Origin of the sequence: Veillonella sp. 3310 (assembly GCF_003999875.1) — a bacterium.
Lineage (GTDB): Bacteria > Bacillota > Negativicutes > Veillonellales > Veillonellaceae > F0422.
The window spans coordinates 84,909-107,759 of record NZ_RQVJ01000002.1 but is presented as its reverse complement, the minus strand read 5'-3'; the positions used below and the strand labels follow the sequence as shown (position 1 = coordinate 107,759).

Below are 22,851 nucleotides of genomic sequence, written 5' to 3'. Positions count from 1 at the left end.
CTATGCATCAGTGCATTTTCCTTCTTCACATCATATGAATATTTACTGATTTGTATTTTAGATAAAAACTATTATACACCCAACACGGAAAATGTACAAGAAGAATTATTCTATCACCCCCCACCCTAGGAATGCCCTCATTCGTAGATCATCTCGGGGCGCCTCGTTCTTCTACATTAGGCAACCCCAGAAGAGGGGAACATATAAGGGAATAAGCTTCATAAGCAGTAGCCTGTGGGTATAATACTGCTACACCACATAAACCAAGAAGAGCGCGGCATGTTCCGGAGCAAACCTACCGTAGGATCAGTTTGTGGAGGAATGTGCCGCGATCTTCCATTTGCAAAAAAATCCACCACAGGCTACAAATGAAGCCAGCATAAGTATTCCCCTCTTCCCTTTGCCCAAATCAAAATAACCGACCGCCCCAAGATGGAATAGAATAGAAAAGACTCTCGAGGGAATAGCCCCAGAGAGTCTTTTCGTCTTGCAGTATGTTGTCATGCTTAGATGACTATATAATAACTTCGTTCAGCAGCAAACCAACTTACACATTCGCTGACTCACCGGAGTTGAAGTTACTAACTAAATTATTCCGGCTTTTTAAATTTTGGAGATGTTGGACATGTTTCAGGAGTCACGTCTTTACGAGCTCCCAAATCACCACTACGATCTACATAGGTAGTATGTAATAATTCATGAGCAATATGTCCTAATGGTTTTTCCAAGAAATTAGCATAAGCATCTTTAATTTCAGGGTTTTCATAGGAAGAACGAAGCTTCATGTTGGAATCCCAATTATAAAGACCATCGATACGCTCACCTTTTACTTTATCAGCAACTGGTAATTTTGCACGTGGTTGTCCACCACCGCCGATACAGCCACCTGGGCATGCCATCATTTCGATGAAATCATATGTTTTACCAGATTCTTTCAATTCGTTCAAGAATTCACGGATGTTTTTACCACCATGGCACACAGCCACGTTGATGGTATGTCCACCGATTTCTACAGTAGCTTCTTTCACACCGTCCATACCACGCACATCTGTTAAGTTAAGAAGTGGAGCTGGAGATGGTTCGTCACCAGTGATGAATTTATAGGATGCACGCATAGCCGCTTCCATAACACCACCAGTATTACCGAAGATAACCCCACCACCAGTAGCAGCACCGATAAATTTATCGTATGCAGAGTCTTCTACTGCAGCAAAATCTAATTCCGCTTCACGAATCCATTGTGCAAATTCACGTGTAGTGATACAGATATCTGTATCTGGACCCAAGTCTTCGCCAGTGAAACGAGACGCGTTATTTTGCTCAGGACGACGGATTTCTGCTTTTTTAGCAGTACAAGGAGCTACGGATACGGATACGATATTCTTAGGATCGATATTCATATTTTTTGCAAAATATGTTTTTACCATAGCAGATTCCATAGCGATACAGCTACGAGCTGAAGAAATATGAGGTACATATTCTGGGAAGAATGTTTCACAGAATTTTACCCATGCTGGACAACAGCTAGTAAATTGTGGCAATGGACCTGTACCATGTAATTTACGTTCTAATAGTTCGTTTGCTTCTTCCATGATAGTTAAGTCGGCACCGAAGTTAGTATCAACTACATAGTCAGCACCTAACGCACGAAGAGCACCTACCATTTTGCCTTCTTGGTATGTACCAGGCTCAAATCCAAATTCTTCACCGATAGACACACGAACGGCTGGCGCTGTTTGGATAACTACGATTTTCTCTGGATCTGCAATAGCTTCTTTTACTTTATCTAATTCTGTACGTTCGTACATTGCACCAAATGGGCAAATTACCGCACATTGACCACATTGGATACAAATAGGATTATCTCCTGTTGCTTCCAAATCATAATAGTCAAGTACGCTCATAGTGTCAGCACATGCTTTACGACATAGAGTACAGTTCTTACATTTTTCTAAATCATGAATAATCGCCACATTATCCTCAGCAATAGGGGCACGGCGATCAAGATGTTGGAATCGACTTTCGAAACTCATTATTATGCACCTCACATAGTGTAAACAATACTAGTTATGTATTCATTAACTTTCCGTCATATTATAACAAATATTCAGACTTGTGAAAATAAATAAATACGCCATTTATTTTCCTATTCTTTTAAGTTCTAGTAAAGTTTTACACATCCACTTAGAATATACATTTATGTCATTTTTATGTTACTTTTGTCACACATGTAGATTTTTATTATATATTTTTCATTTTATATCTTTCAAAATCCATATACCCAAAAAACTACTAGGATTTTGACCACAATAGCAGAAAACAGGAGAGTTTCCCCTCCTGTTTCTATGTTATTTCAGTTCAAATAACGGAACATTTTTAGCTTGGTCTCCCAAGGCTGTTTGTGTGAAAGTAGTAATGAACTGTTGTACTGCTAAAGTCGGTGTCAAACGACCTTCTACAACGGCGTCCTCAATACCGCCTCGACAGGCTACAATTTCTGGAGCTCGATAGAACAAGTTTTGCAAATGTTCTTCCACCATGGAGTATACCCACGATAAGGTTTGATCACGACGACGTGCTTGTAGCACTCCATTGCCTTTACATTGTTCCATAAATTTCTCAATAACGCCTTGCCACAATTCCATGATACCATCCCCTGTGTAAGCAGAGCATGTATACGCATGAGTTGTCCATTGTTCCGTGGCATCCCGAATGAACCATAAAATACGTTCATATTCTTGGCGAGTGACTTTGGCACGTTGCAAGTTATCCCCATCGGCTTTATTGACAACGATGGCATCGGCTAATTCCATAACGCCTTTTTTCATACCTTGCAATTCATCACCGGCACCAGTCAACACCACCAGCAAGAAGAAGTCTACCATGGAACGTACCGTCGTTTCACTTTGACCAACCCCTACGGTTTCTACTAAAATCGTATCATACCCAGCGGCCTCACATAATAGCAAGGTTTCTCTACTTTTACGCGTCAAACCGCCCAAAGTGCCGCCCGACGGGGATGGACGAATGAATGCATTCGGCTCCCGTGAAAGTTGTTCCATCCGCGTTTTATCCCCTAGGATAGACCCCCCTGTCACTGTGCTCGATGGGTCTACTGCAAGAACAGCCACCTTATGACCATTTTGACACAGCTTTGTACCGAGTGCTTCAATCAAAGTCGATTTACCAGCACCCGGTACCCCTGTTATCCCTACACGGGTAGATTTACCAGTATATGGCAATAATCGTTGGATTACCTGCTGCGCCATTTCAAAATGGGCTGCTGCATTACTTTCAATTAAGGTAATGGCACGGGATAAAACCATTCGATTACCGGCTAGCACCCCTTCTACATAGTCATCAACGGTCAATTTTTTCCGTTTTACTACCTTAGGAGCTACTGGCTTTTGTGGGGCATGGGTATGTTCATCCATCCCATCATGGCCACCGTCCACACCTCGCATGACACGGCATGCAAATTTATCATCTTTCTCCTCAGGAACCCAAGAAGGCTTATAGGTATCATCACTCATAAGACACCCTCCTTTCACCGATTCGAATATGACAAACACGCAATCAGTAGCCAGCTACAAAGTAGCACGAGGCACTGACTACGTGTCATGTCTTACCTATATACGTATATCAGATTGTGAATACTTATTATTCTTCCTCTTCTAGACGTTCTTCTAATAACTCAAGTACTTTTTTAGCACATACTGGAATGATTGTACCAGGCCCAAAGATTGCTGCCGCACCATGCTCATAGAGATAATCATAATCTTGAGCTGGGATAACGCCACCAATAACTACCATAATATCTTCACGGCCTAATTTTTTAAGTTCTTCACATAATTGAGGCATCAATGTTTTATGACCTGCTGCTAAGGAACTCATACCTACGATATGTACGTCATTATCTACGGCATCTTTCGCTGCTTCTTCTGGAGTTTGGAATAAAGGTCCGATATCTACGTCATAGCCCATATCTGCGAAGGCTGTAGAAATAACCTTAGCTCCGCGGTCGTGACCATCTTGGCCCATTTTCGCTACGAAAATACGAGGACGGCGACCATGTTTTTCTTCAAATTTTTCAGTCATGCTGCGTACTTCTGTGATGACATCATCATCGCTGAATTCGCTACTGTATACACCAGAAATAGAACGAATGATCGCTTTATGACGGCCACATACTTTTTCTACTGCATCGGAGATTTCACCTTTAGATGCACGAGCACGAGCTGCTTCTACGGCTAATTCAAGCAAGTTTCCTTCTCCTGTTTCCATCGCTTTTGTAATGGCATCCAAACAGCTACGTACTTTATCATTATCGCGATTAGCACGCAATGTTTTTAATCGTTCAATCTGTGCCAAACGTACAGCTGTATTATCAACTTCTAAAATATCTAATGGATCTTCTTTATCAAGGCGCAAGTAGTTAACACCGACAATTTTTTCACTGCCAGAGTCAATGTGTGCTTGGCGACGAGCTGCCGCTTCTTCGATACGCATTTTTGGAAGACCTGTATCAATCGCTTTAGACATACCACCCAAAGCTTCAACTTCTTGAATGTGAGCCCATGCTTTACGAATCAATTGGTTTGTCAAGAATTCTACATAGTAAGAACCGCCCCATGGGTCGATAACTTTACATACATTAGTTTCATCTTGGATATACAATTGCGTATTACGTGCAATACGAGCGGAGAAGTCTGTTGGTAAAGCAATGGCTTCATCAAGGGCATTCGTATGCAAGGATTGAGTATGACCCAAGGCTGCTGCCATCGCTTCGATACATGTACGAGTGATGTTATTGAATGGATCTTGTTCTGTTAAAGACCAACCAGATGTTTGGGAGTGCGTACGCAATGCCATAGATTTAACATTTTTTGGGCCAAAGGATTTAACAATTTTAGCCCATAACATACGGCCTGCACGCATTTTAGCGATTTCCATGAAATAGTTTTTACCCATCGCCCAGAAGAAAGATAATCGCGGTGCGAATTGGTCAACTGTAAGACCTGCTGCCACACCAGTACGCAAGTATTCTAAACCGTCAGCCAATGTGTAACCTAATTCGATATCAGCTGTAGCACCTGCTTCTTGCATGTGGTAACCAGAAATGGAAATACTATTGAATTTAGGCATGTATTTAGATGTATAGGCAAAGATATCACCAATAATACGCATGGAAGCTGCTGGTGGATAAATATAAGTATTACGCACCATGAATTCTTTCAAAATATCATTTTGGATCGTACCTGCCATAACGGATTTATCTACGCCCTGTTCTTCACCGGCTAAGATATAGAAGGCCATAACTGGTAATACGGCACCATTCATTGTCATAGATACAGACATTTGATCTAATGGAATACCAGAGAACAAGATTTCCATATCTAGAATGGAGTCTACCGCAACGCCGGCTTTACCAACGTCACCGACTACACGAGGGTGGTCAGAGTCATAACCACGGTGAGTAGCCAAGTCAAAGGCGATAGACAAACCTTTTTGACCTGCCGCTAAGTTACGACGGTAAAAGGCATTGGATTCTTCCGCTGTGGAGAAGCCAGCGTACTGACGTACTGTCCAAGGACGTTGTACATACATCGTACCATAGGGTCCACGAAGATACGGAGGAATACCCGCTACGTATTGTAAATGGTTACATTGATCATAAATGGAGGCATCATACACAGGACCCACATCAATTTGTTCCATAGTACGAATGAAGTTGTCATCATAGGACTTGCCAGTTTCAGCTTGTAATTGCTCTTTCCATGCATCTAAATCGGATGCTTTTGGGCTAGCAGCTGTAAAAGGAATATTTCTAAAATCCGGAATCATCTACATCATTCCTTTCTCGCGTTGCATTGCTAATAATGTTTGATAGCAATTGGAGCGTACACTAATATAATCATCCATGCCTGCTGCATCACAAAGTTCTTTCAACTCTGCAGATGGAGCCCCTGCCAAGAATACTTTCATAGCTGGGCGAGCAGCTTTGATTGCTTTTGTCACTGCTGGTGCCAATTCTGGGTATGTATCGTCAGTGGAACATACGATTGTCACATCTGCATTCGATGCTAAGGCAGCTGCTACCGCTTCGTCTACAGTTGGGAATCCATCATTTGTAAGCACATCAAATTCAGCTACTTGCATGAAAGAAGTAACGAAATCGGCTCTCGCTTTATGTTGAGGAATTGGACCCATGTTAGCCAAGAAGATTTTAACATTGTCCCCATTATGTGTTTCTTTGAAGTTTTCAGTGCGCATACGCAATTCTTCGTATTGTTCTGTCCAACGATGAGATAGAATTGCTTTCACAGTGATACCTTCACTGCCATCTGCTAAGGCTTCAAAAACTTGTCCAAAGCTAGCGCCCGCTACTAATGCAGTATACGCAGCACTTACCAAAGAACCAATTTCACTGAAGTCGGATTCTTGTAGTTTTTTTAGAGCTAATTCAGCTGCATCAGTTGTACCCACATTAGCTAATGCTGCTACACGAGCTTGGCGTAAGCCCTCAAAATCTACCACTGGTACTTCTAGTAATTCTTCCGTCATATTTGGATACATGTTACTACCAACGGCACGATCTTTACGAGTTGCCAAGTTTTTAAAGCGGCTTTGTAAAATAGCATCCACGGCTTCTTGCGTTTCACCAGATACTAATGTTTCTAAGATGCCACCTTTACCTTCTAATTCTTGGAACAATGCCCAAGATTTTTCAGTCAATTCTTGTGTTAATGGTTCTAAGTACCAGCTACCACCAGCAGGGTCAACTGGTTGAATGAAGTTGAACTCTTGTTGCTCCATGATTTGAATATTACGGGCAATACGGCGAGAGAATTCATCACTTGGACGAATGCAGCCATCAAGAGGTCTTACAAACATACCATCCATACCACCTACTACTGCGGAGAAGGATTGAGAACCAGCACGTAATAAGTTTACATATGGATCAAATACAGTTTGTGTAAAGTGAGATGTACTTACGAACAAGTTTATTTTCTTCGCTGCTTCATCACCGCCACAATGTTCAATAATTTGAGCCCATACCATTTTTATAGCACGTAGTTTAGCTATTTCCATGAAGAAATTAGCTCCTACACTGACATGGAAACGGATTTGTTTCGCAAATGTATTCACGTCGATACCACGGCGTTCCATCTCACGCAAATATGTGACAGCCGTAGACATAGCAAAGCCTAATTCTTGTACATCATTGCCACCGCCATTATGGTACACATCTGTGTCTACCAACACTGTGCGTAATTGTGGTGCATGTGCAGATGCCCAAGCAATGGTATGTGCCATATCGTCAAAATATTCATCCATAGGGCGTGGTAAATGACCGTCTTGTGCCAAAGTACCAATTGGATCTGCCCCAATCATACCGGACAAGGATTTCACATCCACCCCTCGGGATTCGCAAAGTGCATGTAAAGCAGCCGCCCAACATACGCTACTAGCACCTGTACGAATATCTAATTCTTTTGTAGTTAAGTCCATGCCTTTTAATAAAGCTTCCACTTCTTCTACAGTGGACAAGGATACCCCTACATCAGCCACATCCTTAGCTTCAGCTTTCGTAGCATCTTGTCCTTTCCGTGTAGCACTATCTAGCGTGAAACTGATAGCTGTGCTACCTTTATCTAATTCAAATTGTAACATGTCATGCATGTCAGCAATTGTTTTTCCGTCACAACGTTGTGCAATTGTCCAAGGTGTATGGATATATCCACTAGCTTTCGCTCCCCGTAAATTGCTATCACGACCAGGATATGTCAAGTTTTGAGTCAATCCTTCTTGGTCGCTCAACCAATACATTGGTTGTAAAGTAATTCCTTCGTATGTTTTTGTATACATACTTTTTTGGAAATCTTTCCCTTTCAAGATACCTTCTACCGTCGTTTTCCACTCCTCGTAGGTAGGGATAGAAAACTCATCAAACGATACGTCTGGTAGCTCAAACTGTTCTTCGTGAACTTGTGGTTCATGATGCTTGTCTTGTCCCATAGTCTAGCTTCCTTTCTCTGACCACATAGGCATACGTTCCCTTACTCAAACCACTTTTCTAGTGAGATTTGCCTCATCATAGAGATTCTAATAGCTTATGTAATCGTTGCAGCTCTCATAAAAATAAAATAAACAATTAGAAAATGGGTATACCCTACCCAACCCTATAACTCATCACCCTACCTAGTCTTTTACTGAAAGATATAACTACCATTCATAAAAGAAAAACCGTTTTCGATGGAAAACGGTAGGTTATGATTTAGCGTATGCACTTAGCGCAAAACCATCTCTACCCGTCTCTCGCGGATCTAACGACATGCTTCTTACGGCAGTTCTTCTGACTCAGGATCTTCGCTACGCTTCGCCTTCCCAGTTTCCCAGTGACGTTACATGAAGTTTCGCTCCCCTTTACAGCGGCGGGACCGTGTTGGCTTTTCACCAAGCTTCCCTATTAAGCCTTGCGGCACCAGTAAGGCGAATATAAAGTTATACCTTGATTATAAACTGTTTTCTTAAAGAATAGAACGTCATTTACAGACTATAACAACATTTCACGTTGACATAAACTTCAGTTATCATAAGATATCTTTATTGCATTTTACAAGCTCATCAACACAATAGTTAACAGTTATCTCATAATAGACTGTTATTTTATTACCATAGGTTATTCATCATATTATTAATATTTATTCTCAAAATAATTATTATAGATCTTTACATCTACACCCTGCCTACGGAACCTACACCACATCTATCCTCTCATCACCCACTAATGTGACTAGCTAAAGTAGTTAGACAACACCATATGCTGTATACACAAAAAACAGAGGTACGCCTACAGCAGCATACCTCTGTTCACTTTCTCATATTCTGTTAGAAAAATTTATTTCTTTTTCCATTCCATTATTTCAAAACCATAGTTGCGAATATGTTCTTTCAATAGTTCCAAATATTTTTTCGCAATCGGACTTGGTTCTAGCATATGTGGCATTAAGTACCCCATAGTCATCGTATCTTCTACATCCAATGGGATAGCGATAATCTTGTCATCGTTCAACTCACGGCTCAAAATACCAGAACTGATGGTATATCCGTTCAAACCGACCATTAAGTTAAAAATTGTGGCACGGTCCGATACTTTGATCGTCATTTTTCTGTCCAAAGTACTTAAGATTTCCTCTGAAAAATAGAAGGAGTTATCTTCCCCTTGGTCATAACTTAAGTATGGGAAGTCTTCTAATTCTTCTAGTGTAATTTTATCTTGTTTCGCTAATGGATGTTCACGACACAAAAATACATGTGGTTCCGCTTCAAATAATGGATAAAATGTCAATTTATACTCTTTAAATAATTTCTCCATCACTTGACGATTGAAGTTGTTCAAATACAAAATACCTAATTCACTTTTGAAAGTAGCTAAATCTTCAAAAATATTTTGCGTTTCTGTTTCACGTAAACCAAATTGATATTCATCAGTATCTACACTTTTAATAAGCTCTACAAATGCATGGACCACAAAGGCATAATGCTGAGCGGAAATAAAGAAATGTTCTTTTCGTTTGGTATTCGATTTATATCGCTCTTCTAATAATTGAATTTGATCTAGCACTTGCCGAGCATAAATCATAAATTCTCGACCATCATGAGTCAAAGTAACTCCTGATTTAGTACGCAATAGTAGTTGAACACCCATTTCATGTTCTAATTCTTTCACTGCATTGGATAAGCTAGGTTGGGATAAATATAATTCCTTAGCCGCTTCATTAATAGATCCTTTTTCTGCAATTTTTTCTAAATATTGTAATTGTTGTATTCTCATCTGTATTGGCCTTTTCTATATCTATCATGAAGTACATCCATTGATCATTACTTTCATAGGAATGAAAAACCTAACGAGTAAGATATACATACTTACACGTTAGGTACTTCATGTTGTTAACGATTCCATTATTCACCCTCATAGGGTAATAGTCTTGTACAAATATAATACAAAAAAGACCTCTCATCGTCAACATTTAATTTCTATCAAATTCTTAGGAATTACAGAAAACCTTACTTCTATACGACTTTCACCAATTAATGGAAAATCAAAATACAAATGGTAGAAGTAATGAAAGTAATTAATACTGGCACTGCAGTTCGTTTTACTAAATCAAAACTAGAAATATTTGCCACACCAGCCACGGCAATCATAACTGCACTAATTGGACTTAACAAACGTCCTACAGAGGCCGCATTTTGCATACCAAGTAGCATAGTAATTGCATTACCACCTAATTCTTTGGCAAAGTTTGGCACTAATGGGGAGAATGCAAACATAGAGGCCACACCAGAGCCCATCACAATGCTCAACACTAAAATAATACCAGATACAATAACACCTACTATATCTGCTTGGATGGAGAAGGTTTTAATGAATGCTACGAACTCATTAACAATTCCTAACGATGTCAAACCAAATGCAAAGGTTTCCCCTGCTACGATTAAAGTTACGGTATTTGTAAATTGATCGCCCATACCTTTAAAGAATGTTTGGATAGACGCAGCTACTTTTCGGAAATCACGGAATCGAATGAATTCAAACACCATAGCAATGAATAAGCTCAAGAACATCGCCAAGTTTACATTCATCTTAATGCCCGCAATGCCATATTTACTAAATCCTAACATAAATACAAGTGGCAAGAATGGTAATACTAGGTACACAAGAGGTCCTACTGCTACTTCTTCTTGTGCTTCTGTATGTACTACTTCGGACGGAACATGACCAGATTTTTTATCCATATATTGTTGCCAAATGTAATGAGCAACGGCCGTCACAATACCACAGATAATATATACTTTCAATTGATAGCCTACGAAGTATTCTTCTACTCCTAACCCCACTGTTTTAGACACTAATAGACTTGTAGCAGAGGCTGGTCCAATATCCAACAAATGACCAGTAGCTACCGCTGCCGCCGCCCCAACTGGACTTACGCCTAAGCGTACCAAGATAGGGAAAATAGTGACCATCATCAACATAGCTAGACCGGATGTGCTAGGGATTACCAAGGACATAAACATATTCACTAAGAATGTTAAAGATAATACCAAATAAGGCGCTTTCATCGCTTGCAATGGTTTAATCGCAGTTGTCACCAAACGAGAGCTAGCACCGATATGATCCATGTATTTAGCAAAACCAGTACATGTCATAATCATGAGACCCAAGCCTGCTGCATCCTTTGCAGTGGTATTATTAATCCACTCAAAGGCATCGAAGAACATCATACCAGTTCCTTTTTTCGCCTCCACGAACTCCGTTGTATACCCAAGGAAGTACGCCCCTAGCATCATAATTAAACCACCTAAGAGCAATACTGTTTGTGCTTTAAACTTTTTTATTACCAATGTGCCTGCGCCTAAAATTACGATAGCGCACAACAATAAATTCATAACTACTTCTCCCTTACCCATTCAAAATAGGCTACTTAATAATTTGCTTTCGACTGTTGAAAGTCTTCTTGAATCTTAGCCAATAAGCCCGGTGTAGTGAGAATTTCCTCTACTGTGAGAGCGATTCCTTTGGCACCGTACATAATGGCATCCTCTGCTAATTGAGTTTTTCCATTATCTAGCCATTCTTGGGAATGACTTGTTACTCCTCTGCCTACAAATTTAACCCGCAAACAAGCTCCTGGTACACGGAATGTAACACTGGAAAAATCTGTAGAACCAGTGACTTTACGCGGCTCAGAAATATCAGGAGCCCCCACTTGTTCTGCATTCTTTAAGAGCAAGTCATTCAAGCTTTGCACATTGACCTTATTATCATAGGCCTTCACTTCATCCCATTCCATAGTGGCTCCCACTTGCAAGGCTGCTCCTTGCGCCACTTGTTTCACGCGCTCCACCACTTCATCTAAGCGAATGCGACTAGAGGAACGAATATACCACTGTGTACACGCATAATCTGGCACGATATTCGCTGCTTTACCACCATCTGTGATAATCCCATGCATACGTACTTCTGTAGGCACGTGCTCGCGAAGATATTCCATGCCATTAAAGAATAACAATACCGCATCCAACGCACTAATACCTTTTTCTGGGGCAATCGCTGCATGCGCCGACTTACCATGGAATTTAATATTCACCAAGTTAAGCGCCAAGGACTTACCATCTACCGTTGTAGAATCACTGCCGTGCATCATAAATGCTACATCTAAGTCGTCGAATACGCCTTCTTTGGCCATCACTAGCTTACCCGATGCAGTCTCTTCTGCTGGCGTCCCATACACCACCAATGTGGCTGGCACTTGCAGGGTACGACGTAAACCAATGGCGGCCGCACAGATAGAAGGGCCTTGTAAGTTATGACCACACGCATGACCCAAGCCTTCTAAGGCATCATACTCGCAGAGAAGTCCAATTTTGGGACCTCCTCCTTGCACATGGTACACAGCACGAAATGCAGTTTGTAAACCACTCACTTCACGGTCTACAGTAAATCCTTCGCTTTCTAGTAAATCTGTTAATTTACCATGGGCTAAAAACTCTTCATTCCCTAGTTCTGGATGATCGAAGAAAAAATCATTTAATGTTTTCATGGATCCTCGCAAGGATTCAATTTCTTCTAGTAATTGACTCATCGCTTTCTCCTTTCTTGCACAATATACATGCACAACTCTATGACTACAGGAATTACATTCCCTCAGTTTTCTCTTCTGAAAGTCCTGCTATAACTGAGCAGCAATAGCAGTATTCCGAATACTTCTATTATATAGATTTCTAGTGAAAGTTCCAATACATATAGCATAGGATTCCTCCATTTTCTCTATGCTAATTTAATATGCATCCCCTCCTAATTTCTATTGTCCATTATATATTTATAGTTTTTACCTATAACACACAATATATATTATCAATTGGTCTATATAGAAAAAAATTGGTATCATAGAAACATCTTTTACTAATAAGAAAGGAACTAGCCATGAGCGATACTATACAACAAAAACGACCAACATTATCTTACGAAATATTCCCTCCTAACACACAAGTGGGAGATGAAAAAATCATTACTGTCTTAGATGAATTAAAAAGCCTAAAACCAGAGTTCATCTCTGTTACCTGCAGTAATAAACAACGTAATATCGAAGAAACAACTATCAAGTTGTCCAACTATGTACAAAATACATTGCACATCCCTACGAAAGCCCATTTACCGGCCATTTATTTATCCAAAGAGCAAGTTAAATCTGTCATAGATAGACTAGATGAGCTAGGAATCCATAAATTATTAGCCCTTCGTGGAGATATTTTAGAAGATTTACCTCCCGTAGGTGACTTCAAACACTCCACAGAGCTCGTACGCTTCGTAAAGGAATATGCACCTCATTTCCAAATTTCCGGTGCTTGTTACCCAGAGGTGCATCCAGATTCACCTAACCAATTGCAAGACATTAAATTCTTAAAAGAAAAAGTGGATGCTGGTTGTGAACTATTGGTTACACAATTTTTCTTAGATAATAATGTATTCTATGACTTCCAAGAAAAATGTGCACTAGCAGGCATTGATGCACCAATTTTAGCAGGGGTAATGCCTATCATCAACCGCAATCAAGCTTTGCGTTTATTAACAAGCAATGCTACCGCTATTCCACGCAAATTCAAAGCCATTTTAGACAAATATGAGCATGATCCAATTGCCCTTCGCGATGCTGGCCTTGCCTATGCATTAAATCAAATCGTAGACCTTGTAACAGAAGGCGTATCTGGCATTCATTTATACACAATGAACCAATCCAATACAGCGTTGTATATCGAAAATGCAGCACGTTCTTTATTTAGCTCTCCTATTTATGAAAGCCAATAAATAAGAAGCACAATATAGCCTACAACACGTATAGTATACATACAAATTATAAAAAGAATGCTCTACCTAGTGTCTCTCTAAGAGAACCTAAGTAGAGCATTCTTTTTCTTCATTTTGGCCTTATCAGTATAGTTATATTGCAGAAACAATTTTCTTTTATCAATATCCTCTAAATATAATGTCGTGGCACCCGCTCTGAGAAATTACAGAATATTTCATAAGGAATGGTTCCAACCAAATAGGCCAATTCAAGCGCTGTAATACTCTCTTGTCCTTGTTGTCCTAGTAGTACAACCGCATCTCCTGGGGCTACTGTTATATGATTAGGTACTTTTACCATGAATTGGTCCATACAGATGCGTCCTACAATAGGACAGCGTGTGCCATGAATCAATACAGACCCTTTATTTGATAAGGATCTAGGATACCCATCGGCGTACCCTACAGGTATGGTAGCAATCGTTTCCTCTCCCAATGTTGTATACGTGCTGCCATAGCCGATCGATGAGCCTTTCGGCAGATGTTGTACATGTACTACCTTACTATATAAACTCAAAGCAGGTTTCAATCCCAATCGATTCGGCACATCCATAGATGGCATAATACCATATTGAATAATACCTGGTCGAGCATCATTAAATAGACTATCCCTTACCGCTAATAGACCAGCACTATTTGCTAAAGAAAAGCGATATGCTTCATCCCGATGGGTACGAATCATTTCTACGACCTTTCTAAATTGCTCCACTTGAAAATTAGCATGGCTTTGATCGGCTGCATCTCCATTTGCTAAGTGAGAAAAAAATCCATCAACTCGTAAATATTCATAAGATTCTACTTTTTCTAAAAATACCAATACATCTTCGGGCTTACTACCGATACGATGCATACCTGTATCTACTGCAATGGCGCACTCTACAATTGTTTCATGTCGACGAGCACATTCATTTAAAGCTTCTAAATCTGTAGATTCACAAATAGCTGGTCTAGAATGCCCTTCTATTACCAAATCAAAGGATTGAGGCAACGTCAAACCTAATAGATAAATAGGTACCGTAATGCCCGCCTCACGCAAAGGAATAGCCTCTTCTGGGAAAGCTACAGCTAAGGACTCATACCCTTCCTCTACGGCAATCCGCCCTACCATGACACTCCCATGTCCATAGGCATTCGCTTTCACCACTGCTGTACTCGTGCACCACTCCGGCAAACAATCTTTAATTTTCCTTAAATTACTTCGTATTTGTGCTGTATCAATTTCTACATAGGTAGGTCTCACACATTCACCTTCTTATTGTTAGTATATACACTCTAATATTGGCTAATATACTATTTACTAAGCTAGTATAATAGCCCTTGAATATCCCAAACTATCATCTATATGACTGATGTATCATCTATAAAATGCCCAGGTACTATTTATTATAGAACACAATGAGCACCTATAGATAACCAAAGACGACTACAGATAGCTACAGATAACTATAGACGACTACAAATAATCATCATCAACTATAAAATTCTATATTTACTTTACTATTATACACCTAAATAGAATCAAATTCTCTAGATAATCAAATATTTTCTTTGAAGTAGTGAAAATTTTAAAGTATATTATAGAACAAAAATCATACTTTGCGAAATTTCTACTGTTCTTTCGCCAAACTACCTTATAGAGATCTTTTTGATTACTTCAATATTCGTATACTTCTATTAAGTAAGAAGAATAGCACTAGCTATTTAAATAGCTAGTGCTAAAAACTCTTTATCTGAGTAGCCCCAATTTGACAAAGAGCTTATATGAGCAGCCTCAATTTAACAAAGGGACAAAAAGGACTGACTACAGAATCTTATAAACAAGATTCCGAGTCAGTCCTTATTTATTATCTATTTATTTTTACATTATACCTAAACGACGTACGTTACATTATGGCATATTGAAAGGCCATACCATTGGAATGATGATAAGACTTACAATAAAGCATACTACGATTAATGGAGTACCTGCTTTCACATAATCCATAAATTTGTAATTACCAGGTGTTAATACGATTGTATTAGGTGGTGTACCTACAGGTGTGGCGAATGCACAAGATGCGGCAACGCCAATCGCCATAAGTACTGCATGAGGGCTTGCACCCATCGCTTGGGCAATGGAGATACCAATTGGTGCTAACAATGCACAAGATGCTGTATTGGACATAAATTGTGTTAATACACAAGACAAGATAAATAATACAGCTGTTGCAAAGTAAGGACTTGGATTATCACCCATGATACCTACTACTGCATTGGCAATCATTTTACCAGCACCAGAATCATTCATAGCAGCTGCTACTGGCATCATACCTGCAAATAGGAAAATAGTTACCCAATCTATAGATTGATATGCTTGTTTCTCTTTCAAGCAACCAGCTAAAACGGCTAAAATAGCACCTACGATAGCAGCTAAATGAAGAGGAACATTAATACCAATACTTTTTAATGGATCAGACAATGCCATAAATAATACAACGCCTAATAAGATGATACCAGAGTACCACATTTTTTTAGGGTCGTTAGAAATTTCACTAGCATCCACTTCTTGTTCTACTTCAGCATCTGCATTACCATCATGTTTAGGTAAGAAATGTTTACCAATCGTTACCATGTAGATCATAAATGCAACTGTTAAAGGAATACCAATCCATGCAAATTCAAAGAAACCGAATTGAGGTAGTTTAGCTTGGCCTAATGCACCATTGATGATGATATTAGGAGGTGTACCTACTAATGTGATGATACCACCAATCCCAGCAGCAAATGCCATAGGCATTAATTGACGGGATGCTGGAATTTTAGCAGATGCACAAATACCACTAACTACTGGCAATAACGCTGCTGCCGTACCTGTGTTAGAAAGCACAGAGGACATACCTGCTGTTACAAGCATTAAAGCAATCATAAGACCGTTTTCACTTTTACCTGCTTTGTTAACAACGGAAATACCAATTTTTTGTGCTAAACCAGTATGGAATAATGCAGCACCAATAATAAACATACCTGCAAATAAAACTACTGTACTATCGGATAAACCACTAAATACTTGTTTCATTGGAATAACACCTAATAAACCAAGTGCCATAGCACCACCGATAGAAGTAATTGCGAGTGGAATAATTTCTGTTACAAATAATAACGCCATTACACCAAGGACAATTAAGGTTTGTACAGCCGGATCCATAAGAATCAACTCCTCCCTAAGGGATACATTCCTTATTAGCCGCAAAACGCTCTAAAAACAAGCGCATATAATATAGGAAGATAGGCCAATAAGAAATAACATAATCGCCGCTACTCCATACCCTTCTACTGTACAAGGGTATCCAAAATGTAGCCACTCTCCAAGTAGGCCACGGCGTAGAAAAAAGCTATATGTTTTTCGTTTTTGAAACCATTTAGATTTTCGCTCTTCACCTAATAGGAGTGCGGTGATGATAAAAATAAAAAGCGCAATACAAATACAAGCAAAAACCTTTCCTTCGTCTGATAATATCATAGGCGTCACCTCATACATAATAAAAAGTGAAAAAAGTCTGAGTATTTCTAAAGCGCTGTAAGACAAACTAAATAGTTTATCATAAAAAGTATCTGTAATAGCCTAGGCAACCCTTAGGCGGATTGCCTAGACACTGTTACAAATTATTTCATCATAGCAAGCATCGTACCAGCTGCTACAGCTGTACCGATAACACCTGCCACATTTGGTCCCATCGCATGCATCAATAGGAAGTTCGCTGGGTTTGCCTGTGAACCAACTACTTGCGATACGCGGGCCGCCATTGGTACGGCAGATACACCTGCGGAGCCGATCAATGGATTTGTTTTACCACCATCTACCCAGCACATTAATTTACCGAAGATAACACCACCTGCGGTGCCACCGATGAAGGCGATTAAGCCTAATACGATAATTTTAATGGTTTCTAAATTTAAGAAACTGTCTGCTGTCATTGTAAGACCAGTACCAGTAGCTAAGAAGATTGTTACTGTGTTAATCAAAGCGTTTTCAGAAGTATCTGCCAAACGAGCTGTTACACCAGATTCACGGAATAAATTACCAAGCATCAACATGCCTAATAAAGAAGTGATTGGTGGTAACAACAAAGAAATGGAAATTGTCGCTACTACTGGGAAAACAACTTTTTCAAAACGAGTTACTTCACGCAATTGTTCCATTACAATCTCACGGTCTTTTTTAGTCGTAAATAACTTCATAACCGGAGGTTGAATCAATGGTACGAGGGACATATAGGAATATGCCGCTACTGCGATAGCACCTAATAACTCAGGAGCTAATTTTGAAGCTAAGTAAATGGATGTAGGACCGTCAGCACCACCGATAATACCGATAGCTGCTGCCTGTTTAGCAGTAAATCCAACCATCATCGCTCCACCAAGAGCCACGAATACGCCGATTTGAGCTGCTGCACCTAATAATAATGTTTTAGGATTTGCAATGAGTGGACCGAAGTCAGTCATAGCACCTACCCCTAGGAAGATAAGAGGTGGGAAAATTTCATATTTAATCCCTAAGCCAATCAGGTTCATAACGCCTTCATGGAAACCATTATTAGGAATGTTAGCCAAAATACATCCAAATGCGATTGGACTCAATAATAGAGGTTCAAAGCCTTTCGCAAAAGCTAAATACAATAAGATAATTCCGACAAGGATCATGATACCATGACCCATTGTGAAACTAATAAAACCACTATCCACCCAAACAGAGTTGAGTGCAACAAGAAAAGCGTCCATATGGAGTTCCTCCTTTAGTAATAGAAGGGTTTAGTTTAAGCAGTATAAAGTTATGATTAGCCTAAAACAACTAAAGCGTCGCCAGTTGCTACAGTTTGGTTAGCTGCTACACGAACTTCAGCTACTGTTGCATCATGTGGAGCGTAGATTTCGTTTTGCATTTTCATAGCTTCTAAGATGCAAAGAAGATCGCCTTTTTTAACTGCTTGGCCAGCTGTAACTGCTACGGATAAGATTTTACCTGGCATTGGGCATTTTACTGTTTCTGCACCTGCTGGTACTGGAGCTGCTGCCGCTGCTGGAGCTGCTGCTGGAGCTGCTTTAGGAGCTGGAGCTGCTGCTTTAGGTGCTGCTGCCACTGGAGCTGCGCCACCAACTTCATTTACTTCTACTTCATAAACTGTACCGTTTACTGTAACATTGAACTTTTTCATTATAACTTCCTCCTGAATTACCTATTTGTAATGAAACTTTTTCATAAGCTTTAGATTAGCTTATAGGGCCTGTAAACGACTAGCTAGTCGCCAAGAATTAGACACTACAGGGCGAATGGATGCAATTTGGTTTTGCGAATAGCCCATAGCAACGATAGCACTGACAATAGCTGCTACAACTTCTGTTTCTTTGTTAGCAGCTTGTGCGTTGGTAGTCTTATTCATTAAGTTCTCCTCCAAACTATCTGGTTACATTCCTACCTAGCAGTCTACCGTCCAATTTCCAACCTGTGCTCACAATCGGTCTTACGGAAGCAATTTGTGATTTGGAATATCCCATCGCACATACTGCTGCCACGATGGCTGCAACCACTTCATCATGATTAGTAGTAGTTACCGCACTAGGAGCTGTGGCTGATGATACCTCTGCTACCTCAGCCTTAGTTGACTTTTTTTTTGTAGGATCTACTAGATAAATAATATGCATAAGCACGCCTAATAAAATTAGAACGGCGAATACAATTGTCATATTGATGGCCATAATTAGCCACGGATTATCTGTCATACTTTCACCTCATTAATAGAGAACCATGATAGTAGAATCATGCAAGAAGCAAAGTGTGTAGTATGCCTCTACCTAATATCTTATAGAGGGATATTACCGTGTTTTTTCGGAGCACGGGTTTCGCGTTTACTTGCCAACATTGCTAATGCATTGATGATAGCAGGACGAGTATGTTTAGGTTCAATTACTACGTCAACGAATCCACGTTCAGCAGCTTTGTATGGAGTTGCGAACTCTTCTACATATTTAGCTGTTTTTTCATCTTTATCTTCATCGCGTTTGAAAATGATGTTAGCTGCACCAGCAGGTCCCATTACAGCGATTTCAGATGTAGGCCATGCATACACTTGGTCTGCACCCAAATCTTGGGAACACATTGCAAGGTAAGATCCACCATATGCTTTACGAGTGATAACAGTAATTTTAGGTACTGTTGCTTCAGAGTAAGCATATAACATTTTCGCACCGTGACGAATAATGCCACCCCATTCTTGGTTTGTGCCCGGTAGGAAGCCCGGTACGTCAACGAAGTTTACAACAGGGATGTTGAAAGCATCACAGAAACGGATAAAGCGGGAAGATTTGTCGGATGCATTGATGTCTAAGCAACCTGCCATTACGCGTGGTTGGTTAGCAATGATACCTACGCTTTGTCCAGCAAAACGTGCGAAACATGTAATAATATTTTGTGCATAGTGTGGTTGTACTTCATAGTATTCACCATTATCGACTGTTGCACGGATAACATCGAACATGTCATAAGGCATATTTGGATTGTCTGGAAGTAAAGTATTTAAACCTTCATCTTCACGAGCTGGGTCATCACCAGTGTCAACTAATGGAGTGTCTTCCATGTTGTTGCTTGGTAAGAAGCTCAACAAGTAACGAATTTGTGCTAAGCAATCATCTTCGTTTTCTGTTGCAAAGTGAGCTACACCAGATACACTGTTATGAGCCATTGCACCACCAAGGTCTTCTGCTGTTACTTCTTCTGCTGTTACAGATTTGATAACAGCTGGACCAGTGATGAACATTTGAGATGTATTTTTAACCATGTAAATGAAGTCAGTTAATGCTGGAGAATATACAGCACCGCCTGCACATGGTCCCATGATAACAGAAATTTGTGGGATAACGCCAGAAGCGTTAGTGTTTTCAAAGAAGATTTTACCGTAGCCAGCTAATGCGTCTACTGCTTCTTGAATACGAGCTCCACCGGAGTCATTGATACCGATAATAGGAGCGCCCATTTTCATTGCCATACGTTGTGCTTTAACGATTTTAGCAGCGTGCATTTCCCCAAGGGAGCCACCTTCTACTGTGAAATCTTGAGCAAAAGCAAATACCAAACGTCCGTCAATAGTACCGTAACCAGTCACTACGCCTTCACCTGGTAATTCTTTTTTCTCTTGACCAAAGTTCACACAACGATGTTTAACGAATTGATCCAATTCAACGAAGCTATTATCGTCGAATAATTTTTCAATACGTTCACGAGCTGTATATTTACCGTTCGCGTGTTGTTTTTCTACGCGTTTTTCACCGCCACCTTGTTTTACAGTGGACAGCTTTTTATGCAATAATTCAATTTTTTCCTGAACTGTTGCCATTTTACACCTCCATAGAATAATTACGGATATAGTCTATTATTTCATGCGTTGGCAAAGTTCTAATAAAACACCGCCAGTAGCTTTTGGATGAAGGAATGCAATTGCAGATCCACCAGCACCATAGCGAGGTTCTTCGTCGATTAATTGAACACCTTTTGCTTTTAAATCAGCGATAGCTGCTTTGATGTCATCAACGCGAAGTGCTACGTGTTGGATACCATTACGGCCACCATTTTTTTCGATAAAACGACCGATAGGGCCATCTGGAGTTGTAGATTCTAAGAACTCAAGTTCAGCATCACCGCAAGGGAAGAAGCTTACTTTTACTTTTTGTTCTTCAACCACTTCATCTTCTGGTAGATGTTCCATACCAAGTGCGTTTTTATAAAATTCTTTTGTTGCTGCTAAGTCAGATACACCGATACCGATGTGGTCTACTTGTAATACTTTGAATGCCATAATAACTCTCCTTTCAAATGAGCTGCAACTCGAAAGTGATTTTTATCATCCTTCGATTACTTATATGATACCACGATATTAGATTTTTATCATTCTTTTTATTATCTTTTTAATGACTTTTCCAATACCGAGTTAACAACACTATAAGGGTCGTTAGTTCTATTATTAACAGCTGCTACATCTTGTTTGAAAGCATCACTTTCTACAACATGTTCGTGAACATAGCGCATGATTTGTTCATTAATCATCGCTACGAGCTCATCGTGAGTACGTTCTGCACGACGAGTTGCTAATTCTCCACTATCTTCAAGATATTCAAAGTGTTCATCTAGTGCTTCCACTAATTCATCAACACCTTCATCTTTACTAGCGATAGTTCTCTTAATTGGTGGTCTCCAATCAAGTTCACGAGAATCTAGGTCTAGCATCATTTCAATTTCAACATTAAGCTTATCACAGCCATCGCGGTCTGCTTTATTGATAGCGAATACATCACCAATCTCTAAAATACCTGCTTTGATAGCTTGGATATCATCACCTAAACCTGGTACTAATACAACCAATGTAGTATCTGCATTTTTAACGATATCTACTTCTGATTGTCCAACACCTACAGTTTCGATGATAACAAGATCCATGCCAAATGCATCCATTAATTTAACAACATCTGCTGTTTTTTTAGATAATCCACCTAGGCTACCACGTGTCCCCATACTACGGATAAATACATTTTCATTTAATGTCAAATCATTCATCCGAATACGGTCACCTAAAATAGCGCCGCCTGAGAATGGACTGGTTGGGTCAACAGCAACGATGCCGATCCTCTTACCTTGTTCTAGATAATGCTTAACCACTTTATCTGTCAATGTACTTTTACCAGCTCCTGGAGCACCTGTGATACCCAAGATACGAGCTTTACCAGTACGTGGATAAATAGCTTTCATAATATCGATCGCATTATCGTATTCATTTTCTACAGCCGTGATCGACCGTGCCAAAGCAAGACGAGAACCTTCTAATAGTTCTTTGATTAAATCCATATTGTCACCGTCCCAATTATATATACGTCTAGGCTCGAACATAGATGCCCGAGCCTAGCTCAAGTAT

General features: G+C 39.9%; 18 protein-coding genes and 1 riboswitch. Of the genes, 1 reads left to right on the top strand and 17 read right to left on the bottom strand.

The window, feature by feature from the left end; all coding sequences use genetic code 11:
- Window positions 1-590: 590 nt before the first annotated feature.
- The 7 genes from EO127_RS04035 to EO127_RS04005 all read right to left on the bottom strand — a co-directional run bounded on the left by EO127_RS04035 (window position 591) and on the right by EO127_RS04005 (window position 12,653).
- Window positions 591-2,033, bottom strand: coding sequence for a [FeFe] hydrogenase, group A (locus EO127_RS04035; protein ID WP_127448126.1), 1,443 nt, complete (start codon window positions 2,031-2,033; stop codon window positions 591-593).
- Window positions 2,034-2,348: 315 nt separating this feature from the next.
- A complete protein-coding gene (meaB, locus tag EO127_RS04030) occupies window positions 2,349-3,533 on the bottom strand; it encodes a methylmalonyl Co-A mutase-associated GTPase MeaB (RefSeq protein WP_127448125.1) in 1,185 nt (394 codons plus the stop codon).
- A 127-nt stretch (window positions 3,534-3,660) separates the two neighbouring features.
- Complete coding sequence (gene scpA / locus EO127_RS04025) at window positions 3,661-5,844, bottom strand: methylmalonyl-CoA mutase (RefSeq protein ID WP_009352889.1); 2,184 nt, start codon at window positions 5,842-5,844, stop codon at window positions 3,661-3,663.
- Entirely contained in the window at window positions 5,845-8,019 is a 2,175-nt protein-coding gene (locus EO127_RS04020) for a methylmalonyl-CoA mutase family protein (RefSeq protein ID WP_127448124.1), read from the bottom strand. It lies immediately after the preceding gene.
- Window positions 8,020-8,328: 309 nt separating this feature from the next.
- Window positions 8,329-8,505, bottom strand: a riboswitch (cobalamin riboswitch).
- Window positions 8,506-8,902: 397 nt separating this feature from the next.
- On the bottom strand, window positions 8,903-9,838 hold the full coding sequence (locus EO127_RS04015) for a LysR family transcriptional regulator (protein ID WP_009352929.1): 936 nt from the start codon (window positions 9,836-9,838) through the stop codon (window positions 8,903-8,905).
- 257 nt (window positions 9,839-10,095) lie between these two features.
- The gene (dcuC, locus tag EO127_RS04010) at window positions 10,096-11,457 is read right to left on the bottom strand and encodes a C4-dicarboxylate transporter DcuC (protein ID WP_127448123.1); all 1,362 of its coding nucleotides are present in this window, start codon (window positions 11,455-11,457) and stop codon (window positions 10,096-10,098) included.
- 35 nt (window positions 11,458-11,492) lie between these two features.
- Window positions 11,493-12,653 (bottom strand): M20 family metallopeptidase, encoded by a 1,161-nt coding sequence (locus EO127_RS04005; protein ID WP_127448122.1) that lies wholly within the window; start codon window positions 12,651-12,653, stop codon window positions 11,493-11,495.
- A gap of 341 nt (window positions 12,654-12,994) precedes the next feature.
- Here EO127_RS04005 and metF point away from each other — a divergent pair, with 341 nt between their 5' ends.
- Window positions 12,995-13,876: a methylenetetrahydrofolate reductase [NAD(P)H] gene (metF, locus tag EO127_RS04000; protein WP_127448121.1), complete on the top strand. Its 882-nt coding sequence runs from the start codon at window positions 12,995-12,997 to the stop codon at window positions 13,874-13,876.
- Between the two features lie 169 nt (window positions 13,877-14,045).
- Here metF and alr read toward each other — a convergent pair whose 3' ends face one another.
- The 10 genes from alr to meaB (EO127_RS03955) all read right to left on the bottom strand — a co-directional run bounded on the left by alr (window position 14,046) and on the right by meaB (EO127_RS03955) (window position 22,784).
- Window positions 14,046-15,155 (bottom strand): alanine racemase, encoded by a 1,110-nt coding sequence (alr, locus tag EO127_RS03995; protein ID WP_127448120.1) that lies wholly within the window; start codon window positions 15,153-15,155, stop codon window positions 14,046-14,048.
- Between the two features lie 648 nt (window positions 15,156-15,803).
- Window positions 15,804-17,099 carry an SLC13 family permease gene (locus EO127_RS03990; RefSeq protein WP_127448119.1) on the bottom strand — a complete coding sequence of 432 codons (1,296 nt, stop codon included), beginning with the start codon at window positions 17,097-17,099 and terminating at the stop codon, window positions 15,804-15,806.
- 51 nt (window positions 17,100-17,150) lie between these two features.
- Window positions 17,151-17,414: a hypothetical protein gene (locus tag EO127_RS03985; RefSeq protein ID WP_127068872.1), complete on the bottom strand. Its 264-nt coding sequence runs from the start codon at window positions 17,412-17,414 to the stop codon at window positions 17,151-17,153.
- 143 nt (window positions 17,415-17,557) lie between these two features.
- The gene (locus EO127_RS03980; RefSeq protein ID WP_127448118.1) at window positions 17,558-18,673 is read right to left on the bottom strand and encodes a sodium ion-translocating decarboxylase subunit beta; all 1,116 of its coding nucleotides are present in this window, start codon (window positions 18,671-18,673) and stop codon (window positions 17,558-17,560) included.
- A gap of 56 nt (window positions 18,674-18,729) precedes the next feature.
- A complete protein-coding gene (locus EO127_RS03975; protein ID WP_127166758.1) occupies window positions 18,730-19,107 on the bottom strand; it encodes a biotin/lipoyl-containing protein in 378 nt (125 codons plus the stop codon).
- Between the two features lie 60 nt (window positions 19,108-19,167).
- Window positions 19,168-19,332, bottom strand: coding sequence for a hypothetical protein (locus tag EO127_RS08710; RefSeq protein ID WP_009352831.1), 165 nt, complete (start codon window positions 19,330-19,332; stop codon window positions 19,168-19,170).
- Window positions 19,333-19,348: 16 nt separating this feature from the next.
- Window positions 19,349-19,672: an OadG family protein gene (locus EO127_RS03970; RefSeq protein WP_127448117.1), complete on the bottom strand. Its 324-nt coding sequence runs from the start codon at window positions 19,670-19,672 to the stop codon at window positions 19,349-19,351.
- A gap of 80 nt (window positions 19,673-19,752) precedes the next feature.
- Window positions 19,753-21,282: a carboxyl transferase domain-containing protein gene (locus tag EO127_RS03965; RefSeq protein WP_127448116.1), complete on the bottom strand. Its 1,530-nt coding sequence runs from the start codon at window positions 21,280-21,282 to the stop codon at window positions 19,753-19,755.
- Between the two features lie 36 nt (window positions 21,283-21,318).
- The gene (gene mce / locus EO127_RS03960) at window positions 21,319-21,741 is read right to left on the bottom strand and encodes a methylmalonyl-CoA epimerase (protein WP_009352819.1); all 423 of its coding nucleotides are present in this window, start codon (window positions 21,739-21,741) and stop codon (window positions 21,319-21,321) included.
- Between the two features lie 101 nt (window positions 21,742-21,842).
- Window positions 21,843-22,784, bottom strand: a complete 942-nt coding sequence (gene meaB, locus EO127_RS03955) for a methylmalonyl Co-A mutase-associated GTPase MeaB (protein ID WP_009352943.1) — start codon at window positions 22,782-22,784, stop codon at window positions 21,843-21,845.
- Between the last annotated feature and the right edge of the window lie 67 nt (window positions 22,785-22,851).

What these genes read in the sequence shown, in the direction of transcription:
- EO127_RS04035 (WP_127448126.1), bottom strand. Translation starts at nt 2,033, where the DNA reads ATGAGTTTCGAAAGTCGATTCCAACATCTTGATCGCCGTGCCCCTATT.
- meaB (WP_127448125.1), bottom strand. Translation starts at nt 3,533, where the DNA reads ATGAGTGATGATACCTATAAGCCTTCTTGGGTTCCTGAGGAGAAAGAT.
- scpA (WP_009352889.1), bottom strand. Translation starts at nt 5,844, where the DNA reads ATGATTCCGGATTTTAGAAATATTCCTTTTACAGCTGCTAGCCCAAAA.
- EO127_RS04020 (WP_127448124.1), bottom strand. Translation starts at nt 8,019, where the DNA reads ATGGGACAAGACAAGCATCATGAACCACAAGTTCACGAAGAACAGTTT.
- EO127_RS04015 (WP_009352929.1), bottom strand. Translation starts at nt 9,838, where the DNA reads ATGAGAATACAACAATTACAATATTTAGAAAAAATTGCAGAAAAAGGA.
- dcuC (WP_127448123.1), bottom strand. Translation starts at nt 11,457, where the DNA reads ATGAATTTATTGTTGTGCGCTATCGTAATTTTAGGCGCAGGCACATTG.
- EO127_RS04005 (WP_127448122.1), bottom strand. Translation starts at nt 12,653, where the DNA reads ATGAGTCAATTACTAGAAGAAATTGAATCCTTGCGAGGATCCATGAAA.
- metF (WP_127448121.1), top strand. Translation starts at nt 12,995, where the DNA reads ATGAGCGATACTATACAACAAAAACGACCAACATTATCTTACGAAATA.
- EO127_RS03990 (WP_127448119.1), bottom strand. Translation starts at nt 17,099, where the DNA reads ATGGATCCGGCTGTACAAACCTTAATTGTCCTTGGTGTAATGGCGTTA.
- EO127_RS03985 (WP_127068872.1), bottom strand. Translation starts at nt 17,414, where the DNA reads ATGATATTATCAGACGAAGGAAAGGTTTTTGCTTGTATTTGTATTGCG.
- EO127_RS03980 (WP_127448118.1), bottom strand. Translation starts at nt 18,673, where the DNA reads ATGGACGCTTTTCTTGTTGCACTCAACTCTGTTTGGGTGGATAGTGGT.
- EO127_RS03975 (WP_127166758.1), bottom strand. Translation starts at nt 19,107, where the DNA reads ATGAAAAAGTTCAATGTTACAGTAAACGGTACAGTTTATGAAGTAGAA.
- EO127_RS08710 (WP_009352831.1), bottom strand. Translation starts at nt 19,332, where the DNA reads ATGAATAAGACTACCAACGCACAAGCTGCTAACAAAGAAACAGAAGTT.
- EO127_RS03970 (WP_127448117.1), bottom strand. Translation starts at nt 19,672, where the DNA reads ATGACAGATAATCCGTGGCTAATTATGGCCATCAATATGACAATTGTA.
- EO127_RS03965 (WP_127448116.1), bottom strand. Translation starts at nt 21,282, where the DNA reads ATGGCAACAGTTCAGGAAAAAATTGAATTATTGCATAAAAAGCTGTCC.
- mce (WP_009352819.1), bottom strand. Translation starts at nt 21,741, where the DNA reads ATGGCATTCAAAGTATTACAAGTAGACCACATCGGTATCGGTGTATCT.
- meaB (WP_009352943.1), bottom strand. Translation starts at nt 22,784, where the DNA reads ATGGATTTAATCAAAGAACTATTAGAAGGTTCTCGTCTTGCTTTGGCA.